We start from the raw sequence: 16080 nt of genomic DNA on the forward strand, positions 1-16080 counted from the left end.
AATGGCGCAACGCCAGTGGCAAGCTTTACGGCATCGGCCACGACGGTTTGCCAGGACGGAACAGTGACCTTGGATGCCACCGGTTCAAGCACCGGCGTAAGCCCGATCAAGGATTACATCTGGGAATTCAGCGAAGGCGGCACGGTGATCAACACGATCTCAGCAGCTAACCAGGCAGTGGTATCGATCAGCTTCCCGGCCATCACCTCAAGCCACACGTATGATGTGAAACTGACGGTGAGAACCCAGGATGGTTGTGAAAGCAGCACAGCGCCACAGTCGATCACGGTACACCCGGTAGCGGTAGCAACCTTAACGGCAGATAAACCTGAAGTATGCGTTGACGGAGGAGTAGTAACCCTTACACCAACAGTAACAAACGGTGTTGCAGTGGGCACTCCGGCTTACTCCGTGAGTCCGGCAGTACCAGCGGGAACGATCAGTGGCAATACCTTCAATCCATTAACAGCAGGAGCTGGTACGTATACTATTACTTACACAGCAGCTGCAACAGATGGAGGATGTCCAAGTAATTCAGCAACTGTAACGATAGTTATTCATCCTTTACCTACACCAGTAGTAACTCCTGCAGGTCCGGCAGTAATTTGTCCGAATGAAACGCTTACCCTAACAGCAACAGGAGCTACTAACTACGAATGGTATGAGGCTTCTGCTCCAACAGTGAGTATTGCTTCAGGTACAACATTCGAAGTAACTAAAGCGGGTAATTACTACGCAGTGGGTATCAACACCTTCGGATGTGATGAAGTATCAAATACAGTAGCTGTAACTGAATACCCTGCTGTGGTAGCTTCATTTGGTTCAAACTCTAATTGTGTAAGTGCAAGCGGTGTTGAGTTTGATGCTTCTACTTCGACTGGAACTATTACTAATTACGATTGGATCTTCGGTGATGGAACAACAGGAACAGGAGTAACAGCTACTCACCAATACGCTGCGGTGGGTTCTTATTGGGTAACCTTAAAAGTTACCAGTGCCGATGGTTGTACCGATACAATTGGTCACTCAATTAACTTCAGCGGTAATAAACCATTAGCAAGCTTTACCCTGGCTCCATTAGGAAGCTCATGTTATGATGTGGATTACACCTTAACGAATACTTCTACAATGGCAGGCGGATTAGGCAGCATTGCTAAAATAGAATGGATCATAACTGATGAACTGGGTAACCGCGTGTTCCCTGTAGGACTGGATGCGAATTTAACTGCAACCTTCCGTTTCGATCCATCGAATATTGATAAAACATACACCATTACATTAGGTGTAACGGCTGCAAACAATTGTTACAGCGAGGCGACAGCTCAAACCGTAACGATTAAGGCTCGCCCTGATGTAACCTTGGCAATTCCAGATTCAATTGTATGTCTTGACAAACCAGCATTTGCCTTAACTGGTGGAGCTCCTGCAGGAGGTACATATACAGGAACAGGTGTAACGGCAGGTTCATTTAACCCGGCAGTAGCAGGAGTGGGTATCCATCCGATCACCTATACTTACGCTGCGGCTAACGGATGTACTGCCTCGGCTGTGTTTAATGTTTCGGTACAAGCATTGCCAAACCCAGTGATTACCATGACCGGAAATAACCCGGCTTGTGAACAAAGAGATACAATCAGATTGACCTCTTCAACAGCAAGCAGCTACCAGTGGTTAATGAATGGAACTGTAATTCCTGGAGCAACGGCACAAACATTTATACCTACTCAAATTGGTGCAAATACTTACTCGGTAATGGTAACCAATGAGTACACTTGTGCGGGAACTTCTTCAATTCCGGTTGATTTAACGATCTATTCGAAACCAAAACTTGATTTCGATTTACCGGCAGAATGTTTAGTTGATACAACTGTGTTTGTGAATAAAACGACAAATGCTGATGGTAGTCCGGTAACCTACTTCTGGAAGTTCGAAGATGATCCGGCTAAAACTTCTGATCTGTATTCGACAGATGTTGACGGAAGACATTTCTACATGTCGAATGGACCTAAGAAAGTTACCTTGTATGGAACTACAGATAACGGTTGTTTAGATAGCTTAACCAAAGTGTTTAATGTTAAGGGAGATGTTCCTAAAGTTAATTTCTATCTGAAAGGACGTGCTTCGGTATGTGCCGGTGATAACATCACTTTAAGAGATACCTCGGTTATGCGCTTAGGTGTGAGCTACGACTACAAATGGAGATTCTTTGACGGTGCAACTGAAATTAACTTGAATCAGGAAGCCAGAAATGAGATCACCGTATTTGTTCCGGAAATTTATGCTGGTAAAACGCTGACAGCAGAGTTAACGGTAACGCCTGTTTATGGTTGTCCGGCATCACATACCAGCTCGTTTGTGATCTATCAAAAACCAACGGTGAACTTTAAACTTCCGGTTGATACCATGTGTACGAAGGATGCACCACTTACATTGAATACAGGAACTCCTGCAGGAGGTATTTACACAATAGCAGGTGGTAAAGGTATCTATAACAATGTATTCTATCCAGATACAGCAGGAGCAGGTATACATGTGATCACTTACACTTATACCGATCCGGTAACTCAGTGTTTCACTGCGATTAACGATACGATCAGCGTGTTTGCTAATCCGGCAGCTGTAGTGAAGATGACCACTCCTGATAATGTTTGTGAGGGTACTAAAGTGAAATTGGTAGCTGAAGGAATTGGTACTTCTTACGAATGGTTGAGAAATAATGTGGTTATCCCTGGTGCTACAAAAGCAACTTACGATGCTGATTTAGGTGGGTTCTACCAGGTTAGAATTATCAATGCAGCAGGTTGTGAGGATAAATCAGATTCGGTACAAATAACCATCTGGCCTCGCCCGGTTGCAAGATTTGATGTGCCTTCGAGCTGTATGACCGATGCTATTCAGTTTAACAACACCAGTTATATTACTGATGGCTCTAACCTTGGTTACTTGTGGAACTTTGGAGATGGCGTTGGATCAATTTCAACCCAAATGAATCCTAGCTATTCATTCAAATCTCCGGGTATGAAGCACATTACATTAACGGTGTTCTCTGCACATTGCGACTCTACATTCGCTATGGATGTGATGATCAACGGAGAGCCTAAGGCCAACTTTGTGATCACTTCACCACAGCCTTATTGTTCAAACGATGCATTGATCTTTGAAGATAAGTCGACAGTGAAAATTGGTAAAGTTCAAACCTGGAGCTGGAAGATCTTTGATGAGAACACTGGTAATCCAGTTGCTAACACTAACCCAATGAACGGTCCAACCATGGTGTTTAACCCGCCGGTTTCAACTGTGGATGCGACTTATAACGTGAGATTAATAGTGAGCACCGGTAGCACATGTGTGGATTCAATTCAATACGACTTCACCGTTAAACCTAGTCCGGTGGTTGCCTTAGGACCTCTAGCAAATATTTGTATGGATGTTCCTTCGGTGAAATTAACTGGCGGTTCTCCGGCAGATGGAGTAGGCGGAGCGGGTACATTCAGTGGAATAGGAGTGAAAAACGGTAACTTCTATCCGCAGAAAGCAGGACCTGGCTTACACACGGTAATGTATACCTTCCAGGCTGCTAACTTCTGTAAGGACACTGCACAACAGCAGATCAGAGTATACGAATCACCAGTAATTGATTGTATGGATTTCGATGTGTTTATCGGTAAGAGCGTGAAATTAGACATGAAGCTATTGTCGAAAGAAAGTGCAAGCTATACTTACAAATGGTTGCCGGCTGCAGGATTGGATGATCCGACCAGCTTAACACCGACAGTACTTTCGGCTACGGCAGACATGACTTACACACTTTATGTAACCAATGCCGAAGGTTGTGTAAGCACTTGTAATGTTCACGTAAATGTATTGCCTGACCTGAAAATTCCTGATGTGATTACACCTAACGGTGACAATGTAAACGATAAATGGGATATCCCTGGAATTGAGAAGTATCCGGATGTAGAGGTGTATGTTTACAACCGTTACGGTGATAAGATCTACTACTCGAAAGGATATGCAGATCAGTGGGATGGTTCGAGAGATGGAAGACCTGTTCCTCCGGCAACTTACTACTACGTAATTAAGCCGAACAAAGATCAGCTTAAACCACGTGCGGGAGCGATCACCATTATTTACTAGCTAGTTTTTAAAACAATAAATACAAAGAAGGGCGACTGAACAGGTCGCCCTTCTGCGTTTAATAAATTCGCTTTTCTGATTAATTTATTAGATTAAGATTAATTGTTCGGTGTTGATATAGTACAACTGGTATTCAGGACCGGCCTAAGCAGCTTTAGCGTGAAGAAAGATTTTAAAAAGATGTGTAGTACGAAGATAAGTGATGTGGCAAAGCAATTCGGAGAAGTGAAGCGAAGCGAAACGTCTTGAATTGCAGATAATCTTTTTAGAATCTTTTAGCTAAAGCTGCGTAGCCTTGATTCTTTGGAAACTTTCTCATCAAGGAGAAATTTTCTAGGCCTTCGGCCGGCTATGAGGCCGACCATACGAACCAAATGAGATGGTTACAATTGGGGAGGTAAGTAATTGAGTGCCTAAAACTTTAATAATGTCAATGCCGTCTGAGATCATTCGAATAAAACATAGCAGTTCTATAGATTAAATTTTAAAAACTTCTTTATTCTGAATAAATTGCTGGCTATGAAGCATTTTTACTTAAAGGCTACTTACTTTATTTTAGTTTTTCTTTCCTGCGGATTCTTAGCCAAAGCACAACAACCTAATTTGCTTTGGGGTACCGGAATTGGAGGTAATTTAAACGATTATGGAACCAGTATAGCAGTTGATCAACAAGGAAATACCTTTGTTACAGGCTCGTTTAATGATGTAGTTTCTTTCGGCACTAAAAACATCACCTCCAAAGGGCTATCAGATATATTTCTGGCTAAATATGATTTAAACGGAAACCTTATTTGGGTAAAAAGCTTCGGGTCAGCAAATAGTGATGAACCAAAATCGCTGGCAATTGATGGAACTGGGAATGTGTATTTAGCCGGCTTTATTAGCGGGCCAACTGATTTCAATCCACCGACCAATAGTGCCATTGTTGGCTCAAAGGGCGGTCCAGATTTGTTCATCGCTTCGTTTGATAATAATGGTAATTACCGATGGACATATTCGGCGGGAAACACGGGTAACGATGTAGCCAATTCCATCGCTATTGATAAAAATAATGATGTTTATTTAACAGGAACATTTACTGATAAAGTGGCGTTCAATCCAGCGCAACCCACCCAGCTTACCGGCGCCAGTAACTCGGCGGATGTGTACATTGTTAAGTATTCTAATACTGGTGCTTTCAATTGGGTGATCAATATGGGCGAAAATGGTTCTCCGAATATTGGCTACAAGGTAACTGTTGATAATGATTTGAACGCTTATATAACGGGTGAATTGCAGGGAAGTGTTGATTTCGACCCGGATCCGACAGCTGTAGCAACGCTTACTTCAAAAGGGGGTGCTGATGTTTTTGCTGCTAAATACGATAAAGACGGAAAATATAAATGGGCCTTTAGCTTTGGCAGCAACAATACCGAAAGGGGAGTGGGGATCCATGCCGGAACTGACGGGTACATTTACTTAACCGGACTTTTTACCGGAACCTCTGATTTTAATCCATCGCCAACCCTTACTAATTTTTTTACACCCATTGGCGAATACGATGGCTTTATTGCCAAATATGATGCCGATGGAAATTATGTCTATGCACAGCAAATAGGAGGAACCGCTGCTAAAACATTACTTACCAGTTCAGCTATCGATAAGGATAATAATATTTATATCACCGGGGGATTTACGTCAACGGTAGATTTCGATGCAGGCCCGGGAACACAAAATGGAACCAACACCAATATTGGCTTTGATGTTTACCTGGCCAAATACGATGCTTCGGGTAATTATAAATGGCACCTAACCATGAACGGTACCGGGGCTTATGACCAGGGAACAGGAGTAGGCGTTGATCAAAATGGGAATAGTTATTTAGTGGGATCTTATGACAGTCAGGTTGATTTAGACCCGGGAACTTGCGATGTAAAAATTACCAGTAAACAATCAGATGCATTTGTAGTACGATATACGGATGACATTACCAACCTGACCGATATTTTAGCCTTCTCATTATCGCAACAGAAAACTCCGGCAGTGATCAATAAAGCTAGTCATACCATAACTGTAGAGGTGTTGCCCGGAACGAATGTTACCAACCTAACACCGACAATAGTGGTATCACCCTGCTCAACGGTTTCACCCGCCTCTGGCACAGCTAAAGATTTTACCAATCCGGTGGTCTACACGGTTAAAGATAAATTTAGCAATACCCAGCAATGGACGGTTACGGTAAAAGTACCAGCCACAGTTACCTGCTCCGGACGAGTAACCCCCATTCAGGTGATCACGTTGGGAACAGATGCCAACCCGCTTGATCTTCCGGGTACCACCACTTACACCCGAAACGAGTCGGATCCTAATGATGGTAGCTATGGCTATTTTTCAACTGTACCAAATGTTTTTGGTAATGCCTGGCATTCGGGCGAAAAAGATCATACTACCGGAGATGTTAATGGGCGCATGTTGATCTTTAATGCCAGCAATGCGCCGGGAGAATTTTACCGCGCTCCAATCAGCGGTTTATGTACGAATGCGATCTATCGTTTCTCCGCTTTTATAGCCAATGTGTTGCATAAAACAAGGGCCTGTTCTCCGGATAGACCGGTGAATGTCACCTTCGAAATAAGGGATAAGAGTAATAACATCATCGACCAGGTTTCAACAGGTGATATTTATGCCGCCAATCAAATGAGCTGGATGGAGTTTGGTATTGATTTTACCGGGCAAACAGAAGTGGTTTTGGTAATGCGTAACAACGGACCGGGAGGCTGTGGAAATGATTTGGCCATCGATGACATTAGCTTTAGTATCTGCGGATCAATAGATATCAGTTCGGATGTGCCTGGAGCATCATCAACAGAAACCTTTGTATGTAATGGTGCGAATGTCAACCTGAAATCCACCTTAATTTCTGGCTTTGTAAATCCTGATTTTCAATGGCAATCCAGCGCTGATAATAAAACATGGAATAACATTACGGGAGCAACAACAGGTTCGCTGGCGCTAACCAATGTTCAAACCACCGACCCTAAATACTACCGTTTAATTGTGGCGGCAACAGGTACCATTAACGATCCTTCTTCTAATTGTAAGGTAATAGCATCACCTTTTACAGTGAATGTAATTGGCGATCCGGTGATTGCAGCTGACAATAATAAAACCGATCTGTGTCAGGGAGAAAAAACTATTTTGAGAAATACAGTCGGTAAGGCCCGTTCGTATCAGTGGCTGTTAAATGGTACTAACTTAGCCGATTCGTTTGCTGATACCCTGGTGGTATGGGGTAAAGGAAGTTATAGTTTGAAGATCATAAATGACGAAGGTTGTGAACGCGTTTCCAACGTTATACAAATTGAAACCCGGCCAACGCCTGATGCTAAATTCTCTTTTATTGCCGATTGCTTTGGCTTGTTTTCTTTCTTTGATGCAAGTAGCATCAGCGATGGTTCAACTTTAAGCTACTTGTGGAACTTTGATGATGCAGCAAGTGGCGCCAATAACACTTCCACCGCCAAAGATCCTGTACATACTTATACTACAGCGGGAGTTAAAAAGGTTAGTCTTACGGTTACATCAACTTATGGTTGTTCAAAAACGTTTGTTTATGATGTATCGGTATTGGGTTCGAATGTGAAAGCGGCGATTCAAAACCTGAGTGTTGCCCCTTATTGTACTAATGCCGAAATGGTTTTCAAGGATGTTTCTACCACTGATTTTGGAACGATCACCTACCGCAAATGGGAAATTATTGATGCCGCTAACCAGGTAGTAAAAACGGTAATGAATGATGCGCAAATCAACTTTACCGCTGCAGCCTCAACTGTTTCACAAACTTTTAAGGTTCGGTTAATAGCTGGATTTTCTATGGTGTGTACTGATATAGAAGAACTTAGTTTTACGATAGATCCCAGTCCGCAGGTTTCGTTAAATCTGCCTGTTTCTGCTATTTGTATCAACGAACCTTCCTTTGTATTAGCAGGTGGTATGCCTTTAGATGGCAATGGTGGCACTGGAGTTTATACAGTTGACGGTGTACAGCAAACTTCCTTTTCTCCACAAACAGCCGGAGCAGGGGAGCATATGGTTCGTTATACGTTTAAAAACAGTCCTTCGGGTTGCGAAAGCTATTCGGAACAAAAAATAACGGTTGGCGTTTTGCCGGTAATAGATTGTAAAGATTACACAGTGGTAGCCGGAATTGATATTGAATTGAAAATAACTACGGATGGATCTTCAGGTTCGGGTTATAAGTACCAGTGGACTCCAACAGATGGTTTGAGTGATCCAACCATTGCCAATCCAATTTTGTCACCAACTATTGATAAAACCTACCAGGTAGTGGTTACCAATGCCGAAAATTGTTCGGCTACATGTACTGTAAATGTAACCGTGTTGCCTAAAATAGAAGTGAACAATGTGTTTACCCCTAATGGTGATGGTAAAAACGATACCTGGACAATCCCCGGCATTGAAAGCTACCCGAACATGGAAGTGTTTATTTATGATCGCTTCGGGTCGCAGGTGTTCCATACCAAAGGTTATTCAGTGCCATGGGACGGAAAGTACAAGAATAAAAACCTACCGCAAGGAACTTATTATTATGTGCTAAAGCCTAATCAAGAACAGTTATCACCTACAGCAGGTTCTGTTACAATTATTTACTAGTCATCCTGTATTTACTAGTCATCCTGTATTTATTAGGCATCCTGTATTTAATAGTCATCCTGTATTTACTAGTCATCCTGTATTTACTAGTCATCCTGAGCGCAGTCGAAGGATAGTCCATAGACAATAGTTCATAGTCCATAGTAGTAAGTCGGCAAACTGCCAATTTTGGACTGTGTACTGGCCACCATGGACCATGGTCTATCGACTATTAACTAAGAAAGGTACTCCTTCAACACTTCCTTCAACGTTTCCCCGGGAGCAACAAGGCGCGTATGCAGTCCTAACTTCGCTGCCGTGGCAATATGCTGGGGACTGTCGTCAATGAATAAAGTTTCTTCCGGGTTTAGGTTATGTATTTTTAAAACCTCCTCAAAAATATCGGCATTGGGTTTACGCAAACCCATCAGGTGCGAGTAATAATCTTTTTCAAAATAACCCGACATATCCGCAATGTTCCATTTGTGCTTTAGGTACTCGATGATCCAGTTATAGTGAATTTCATTGTTGTTGCTCAATAAAAAGGTGCGGTATTTGGCTTTGGCTTTAAGCAGAAGCTCCAAATTACCTTCGTCAATCCCGATCAATAAGGCGTTCCAGGCATCGATGATTTCCTGGTTGGAAGCATTAGGGACAAACTTTTTTACCTCACTAACAAATAGTTCAGCAGTGATTTTGCCTTTTTCAAAATCATCGAAGAAGTTAGCCTGGGCACGATGGCCAAAAAGGTCATCAATATGCTCCAGACCTATATTTTTAAATGCTTGGCTAGCACGTTGAAAATCAATAGAAAAGATCACGTTGCCGTAGTCGAAGATTATATTTTTAATAATTTTCACTTAAATAAGAGTTAATAAGTTGTGATTTCGGGTGCAATTTTACATATTTGCGGACGATTTGAGAAACAAATCAGGACCCTTAGCTCAGTTGGTTAGAGTAGGAGACTCATAATCTTTTGGTCCGGGGTTCGAGCCCCCGAGGGTCCACGGAAAATTACGAAAGCGCTGTTTATGATAAATAAACAGCGCTTTTTTTGTTGGCCTTTCAAGATGCTTCGATATGCATCTCATCAATGTTTGATACTTCATATCTAAGCTTTAAACTCATTGTAGATACTTAGTATCTACCTAGTTGACCAGCTGAATACTAAACCTCTATTTAAAATTTTGATTTTAATCAATTTATTTAAAGTTCAATTCTTAAACCTTTGTCTTATTGCGTTTATTTTCTATATATGAGGAATAAATGAAGATAGTTGCGTTTAGAGAGTCGTTATGTGTTAGTATGAGAAAACCAGAAATCAAAAAGTTGAACATTTAAGCTTTAAAGGTGTGCCCATTGACGGGACGGTATTGCACAATTTAAAGGAGAGTTTGCCGGATATAAAGATTGTACAATTTACGCCATTTCGCAAAAAGATTTAGTATCAAGAGTAGGTGTAATTTTCCCATACCAATCCACTTGGTCTGGACTTTCCGACAACTATTTTAATCTTAAACGATTACTTATCGAAAAATACGGAGAATTTTCATCGATAGTTAAAGAAGAATTTCAAAATTCCTATGTGGATGATGATAATTCTAAAATGCATGAAGTTAAAATGGGAAGATGTAAATACAGCTTGACCTGTGGATCATCGGAAGGTGTCATTGAATTATCAATCCGTAACATTAGTGTTTCTAGTTGCTATGTGCAATTAATTTACGAAGACAATATCAACAGCGAAATAAAACAACAACAAGCAAAAGACGACTTATAATTTACAAAAAAAACCATGCCAACACATAGCAACAGGTTTAAGTTAAGCCTCAGTGAAGCGTGAATACAAAAATTGAAGCTATTTATTTAGTTTAATGCTGTAAGTAATTGGTTCATGTAAATTAGGCATAAACCTGTAAACCGTTATGTGCTACTTTTTATTTAACTAGATATTATGAAGAGTCTATTATTAACAATTTCTTTAATTCTATCCTTAGGTAGTACTTACAGTCAGAATTGTCATCAATTACCAAAGCATTACTCTTCCTATGAACAAGCGATTTCGTTAATAAAGAAAAGTGATTTTGTAGTTAAGGAACAAGTACTAACTCCCGAGAGTTCGTTTATTAACAATGTTGGGTATTATAGCTGTGATGGTTATTTGGGCTTTATGATTATTACTATGAATGGCAAGTCTTATTTATACGCTAATGTTCCTTTAAGTATTTGGAAAGGTTTTAAGATTGCTGAATCAAAAGGGAAGTATTATCATGCCTATATAAATGGGCGATATAAATTTTCATTAACTGATTAGAAAATTCCCGGGGTTGCAAATTTTGATTGATCCAAGGTTCGAGATCTGCTGTTTTGATGGTGCAGCGGTTTCGCGAAAATACGGTCTGCATTATTTTAAACTGTATCTCTAATTTTTATTTTAGTCAATTCTTGTTTAGCTCAATTAGTTTCTAAATAATTATAGATATTCAACTGTTTTCGATGATTAATGTCACCTGTGCTATAATTGAAAAAGATGATCATGTCCTTGTAACTCAACGAAGTGAATTAATGTCCCTGCCTTTAAAATGGGAATTTCCAGGCGGGAAGATTAATGAAACAGAAACAGAGGAGGACTGTATTCTTAGAGAGATTTACGAAGAGCTAAATATTAATGTTCAAGTTGTAAGCAAACTGACACCTAATATTTACCAATACCCCAATAAGAAAATAAAATTGATACCATTTGTTTGTCATTTTTTAGAAGGGCAAATTATTCTACTGGAACATAAGGAGTATAAATGGTTGAAACCACATCAATTAAAACAGTTGGATTGGGCAGAAGCTGATTTGCCAATTCTTGAGGAATATTTGATCTTAAAAAATGCTTGAATTAGGAATTTACGAACAGTTAATAAATAAGCTTCTTTGGAAAAAAATAGAATCCTTAAGTCTGGATGAATTCTATATCAGTGAAACCAAAATAGACAAAGAAGAAGCCGCCCGTTATTTAAGTGTTTATTTGTCAGAAAGTATTCGTTTTGCTTTAAACTCGTATACTGGTGATGATAAAGTTGAGAAGCAAGTAGAATTGTGTAATAAGGTTATTCAATTATTACGAACAGAACTAAATAACATTGATTTTGAAAATGATTTACTTCATACTGAAGGTAAAGTTTTACAAGCTGTATTCTCCAAAGTTGATGCTTCCTTTTCTGATTTTGAATTATTTTTAAAGCAGATTACGCCCTATTCTCGCCTTTCTCAAAGTGAATTGTTTACAGGAAGCAATGTTGGTCTTTCTCTTGAAAGTGAGATAAAAAAAGAAATACTTTCGGCAGACGAAATATGCTGGTTAGTGTCATTTATAAAGTTCTCAGGAATTCGGATTTTTGAGAAGGAACTTCGATCGTTCACTGAAAGTGGTAAGAAACTACGAATAATTACAACTTCTTATATGGGAGCAACTGATGTGAAAGCAATTGAGCTTTTATCGTCATTGCCTAATACTGAAATAAAAGTATCCTATAATTCCGAGCATGAACGTCTCCACGCAAAAGCTTATTTGTTTCTAAGAAATACAGGCTTTAATACAGGGTATATTGGCTCCTCTAATATCTCAAGATCAGCTCTTACAAACGGACTTGAATGGAATTTAAAAGTCACTTCTAAAGAGATCAGCCACATCATAGATAAATTCAAAAGAACATTCGATACTTATTGGTTAGACAATGATTTTGAATATTATCGTAATGGTGAAGATGTAAAAAAGCTTGATAATGCATTAAAAGCTCAAAAATACCAAGACCGTAAAACTATACTTTCCTTTTTTGACTTAAAGCCTTTCCCTTATCAAGAAGAAATATTAGAAAAACTTAAGGCTGAAAGATTAACTCACAATCATTTTAGAAATTTAGTTGTTGCTGCAACAGGAACAGGTAAAACAATCATTTCTGCTTTTGATTACAAGAGGTTTAAAGAGGAAAATTCAAGTGCTAAATTACTATTTGTAACTCATCGGAAAGAGATTTTAGAACAAGCTCAAGAAGCATTTCAGCATATCTTAAAGGAAAATAATTTTGGAGAACTATGGGTTGCAGGGCTTGCTCCTACAAATTATGATTTTGTTTTTGCTTCTGTTCAAACTTTAAACAATCAATTAAAGAGTTTAAGTCTTTCAGAAGACTATTATGATTTTATCATCATTGATGAAGTACATCATATTGCCGCAAATAGTTATAGACCGTTATTAGAGAAGTTTAAACCAAAAGTTCTACTAGGTTTAACAGCAACTCCTGAACGAATGGATGGGGAGGATATATTAAGGGATTTTTGTAATACAATTGCTGCTGAAATCCGATTGCCTGAAGCGCTAAATAGAAAACTTCTATGTCCATTTCAATATTTTGGATTATCAGACAGTGTAGATTTATCAAAGGTTAGCTGGAGAAATGGGAGGTATGATGTTTCTGAATTAACCCATTTGTATACTGAGTCTGACAGAAGAGTAGCTGACATCATAAAGAATCTTGATAAATATCTTACAGACATTCATACTCCAAAGGCTTTAGGTTTTTGTATAAGTCAAGAACATGCAAAATATATGGCTGAAAAATTTGTTTTAGCCGGCTTTAAAGCGGATTATTTGACCAGTGATAATTCCGATGATAGAGATATAATTAGAGAGAAATTTAAATCGAGTACAATCAATTACTTATTTGTTGTCGACATATTTAATGAAGGTGTTGATATACCCGAAATCGACACGGTATTGTTTCTTCGACCAACAGAAAGTTTGACGATTTTTTTACAACAATTGGGTAGGGGACTGAGGTTATCCAAAGACAAAGAATGTTTAACTGTTTTGGACTTTGTTGGTAACGCTAGAGCGGAATATGATTTTGAACATAAGTTTAGAGCATTGATCGGAAAAACACATACTTCTATTCAAAAAGAAATAGAAAGTGATTTTCCCCATTTGCCTTTAGGATGTTCAATTGTATTGGAGAGAAAAGCGAAGGAGTATATTTTAGCCAATATTAAACAAGCAATTGGGTTCAATCGAACTCAGTTAATTGGAAAGATTCGAAATTTCAAACATCAATCAACTCTACCTTTAACCCTCAATAACTTTCTTAATTTTTATCATCTTGATCTACCATTAATCTACCGGAAAGATAGCTGGAAACGCTTATGTGCAGATGCTGGAGTAATCAATGATTTTAATGAACCAAATGAGAAAGAGTTATTCAGAACAATAAGTAAGAAGCTTTTACAATGCAATTCAACTTCATATCTCAACTTTGTTTTACGCGTAATTGAATCAAGCATTGATTTCGATTTATTAAGTGAAGAGGAGAAAAAGATGGCATTGATGCTTCATTATGATATATGGCAAGAGTCGGGTCCAAAAATGGGGTTCGAAGATTTAAAAGAAAGTTTATCGACACTAATGCTAAGTCCGATTTTAATTGAAGAACTTAAAGAATTCATTCAACTTCAACTATCAAAGGTTGATTTTATTGAAAAAGAAATAGAGTTGGATTTTGTTCAGCCACTTAAAGTTCATAGTAGATATAATAGAGATCAAATTCTTTCTGCTTTTGGATTACATACTTTTCAGAAACAAGCCTCAAACAGAGAAGGAGTTGCCTTTATCAGTGATATAAATACAGAGATCTTATTTGTTACCCTAAAGAAATCGGAGAAAGATTATTCTCCAACTACTTTGTATGATGACTATGCTATTACAGATACACTTTTTCATTGGCAATCACAAAACTCTACAAGCCCTAATTCTCCCAAAGGACAATCTTACATAAACCACAAAGAGTTACAAAAGAATGTATTGCTTTTTGTGAGAGAGCAAAATGGCGATGAATATGGTTTTACAATGTCATATGTATTCTTAGGTAAGGTTGATTTTCTGAATTATCAAGGGGCTAAGCCAATGAGCATAGAGTGGAAGTTAGAAGAGCCGATGCCTGCATATTTATGGAAGGATTCTGCTAAAATGGCTGTGGGTTAACTTTTAAATTCTTAGGAAATTAATTGCAGAAATAAAATGATTATAGATTTAACACTGGAAGCCCAAAAGAAAAGTTCAAAGAAATAATTCAACCTTTGATTACTATAGCCTCCAATAACGGTTTTGAATATTTGAAGCTTTAAATAACTTTCATCTCCTTGTTGTCCAAAGTCTTTCGAGAAATGGCCTTTATAAGCAACTACTACATTTTCATTGCTTTTATATAAAAAAACGCCATCTTCTTCCAAAGACAGCGTTTCAATCGTGACCATTCCCTTGGTAAGTAACGTATCTATGATGACGAAACTCCGATCAATTTCAATGCATTAAACGAAAAACTGTTCAACGGGTAATATTGCCCATTTACTTCCTGAAAAAACTCAATACCAAGAATTTGTACCAACGGAAAATCACTGAAGTTTGTTAAGGTAACAGTAAGTATTTGAGCAGCAGCAATAGAGTTGGTCAAGGATAAAAAGGCGCTGCGGGTACTTTGTACTTCCGAACTCAGGTTGTCGAAGTTCGGAGCCATGCCAGCCATCACCAGTTGGAAATGGGTAGCACCGGAGGGAGAAACCAGATCCGAGATCGGCTTAAGTTCCGGCAATTGTACGGTTAGTATACCAGTCGCGCGATCGATCGAAGTGCCGTAAGCCACATAGATAGTGGTGCCCAACTGGCAATCTTCGTTAAATTCAAAACCTTGCAGAAAACCCAACTCTCCATTTTGTATTGTGCGCTGTCCGCGGGCATGAATGTTGTCGGTTTTTATGATGCGCAGCAACAGTGTCACCAACCGGGTATGCAGGTTTCTGGTATTGTAAGGTTGCAATAATGAACCTAAGCTTTGGCGGATTAATTTTGAAGCCTTTCCTGCTCGCCCGAATTCATTATTATTTTCACGGGTACGTGCATAAGAAGGATCACGTGCGATTCGATTACCAGAAACCCCACCCTTACGGCGTGCGCAATAAGTTCCATTGCGCTTATAGAAAGAAATATCCTCGATAGTTCCTTCTAGTTTAATCAGTCCATGTTGTTTTGTCATTGTAGATTTTTTTAAGTTTTATTTACTTTCAGCCTCAGCACTTCGTCAGAGCTTATTCAAATATGGCTCACCAATAATCAATTGTCAATTAGTCCGTTCGCATTGCACCAAAATGGTTCATTTAGCATGTTAAGTGGTTATATAAGGACATGTTATATAGTATATACCTCGAGTATACGTCTAGTATACGTCTAGTATACGTCTAGTATACGTCAAGTATGCGTCGAGTATACGTCGAGTA

8 protein-coding genes and 1 tRNA gene are annotated in these 16080 nt (G+C 39.1%); 6 read left to right on the top strand and 3 right to left on the bottom strand.

Features of this window, described 5'->3' with window-relative positions:
* Window positions 1-4137 (top strand): PKD domain-containing protein (locus tag NF867_RS13060; RefSeq protein WP_252588447.1); only part of this gene is annotated, 4137 nt, incomplete at its 5' end.
* A gap of 519 nt (window positions 4138-4656) precedes the next feature.
* Complete coding sequence (locus NF867_RS13065; protein WP_252588448.1) at window positions 4657-8790, top strand: T9SS type B sorting domain-containing protein; 4134 nt, start codon at window positions 4657-4659, stop codon at window positions 8788-8790.
* A 215-nt stretch (window positions 8791-9005) separates the two neighbouring features.
* Here the strand turns inward: NF867_RS13065 and NF867_RS13070 are convergent, their stop codons facing one another.
* The gene (locus NF867_RS13070; protein ID WP_252588449.1) at window positions 9006-9629 is read right to left on the bottom strand and encodes an HAD family hydrolase; all 624 of its coding nucleotides are present in this window, start codon (window positions 9627-9629) and stop codon (window positions 9006-9008) included.
* 73 nt (window positions 9630-9702) lie between these two features.
* On the opposite strand from NF867_RS13070, the gene NF867_RS13075 reads away from it, so the two are divergent.
* The 4 genes from NF867_RS13075 to NF867_RS13090 all read left to right on the top strand — a co-directional run bounded on the left by NF867_RS13075 (window position 9703) and on the right by NF867_RS13090 (window position 14791).
* Window positions 9703-9776 (top strand) — tRNA-Ile (locus NF867_RS13075).
* A gap of 947 nt (window positions 9777-10723) precedes the next feature.
* On the top strand, window positions 10724-11083 hold the full coding sequence (locus tag NF867_RS13080; RefSeq protein ID WP_252588450.1) for a KTSC domain-containing protein: 360 nt from the start codon (window positions 10724-10726) through the stop codon (window positions 11081-11083).
* 182 nt (window positions 11084-11265) lie between these two features.
* Entirely contained in the window at window positions 11266-11655 is a 390-nt protein-coding gene (locus NF867_RS13085; protein WP_252588451.1) for a (deoxy)nucleoside triphosphate pyrophosphohydrolase, read from the top strand.
* Window positions 11648-14791: a DUF3427 domain-containing protein gene (locus NF867_RS13090; RefSeq protein WP_252588452.1), complete on the top strand. Its 3144-nt coding sequence runs from the start codon at window positions 11648-11650 to the stop codon at window positions 14789-14791. Before NF867_RS13085 ends, NF867_RS13090 begins: the two co-directional genes overlap by 8 nt.
* Before the next feature lie 11 nt (window positions 14792-14802).
* Here the strand turns inward: NF867_RS13090 and NF867_RS13095 are convergent, their stop codons facing one another.
* Entirely contained in the window at window positions 14803-15063 is a 261-nt protein-coding gene (locus tag NF867_RS13095; protein WP_252588453.1) for a hypothetical protein, read from the bottom strand.
* Window positions 15064-15083: 20 nt separating this feature from the next.
* A complete protein-coding gene (locus NF867_RS13100; RefSeq protein WP_252588454.1) occupies window positions 15084-15839 on the bottom strand; it encodes a hypothetical protein in 756 nt (251 codons plus the stop codon).
* Window positions 15840-16080 lie beyond the last annotated feature (241 nt).

It is taken from the genome of Solitalea agri, from assembly GCF_023914155.1.
Lineage (GTDB): Bacteria > Bacteroidota > Bacteroidia > Sphingobacteriales > Sphingobacteriaceae > Solitalea > Solitalea agri.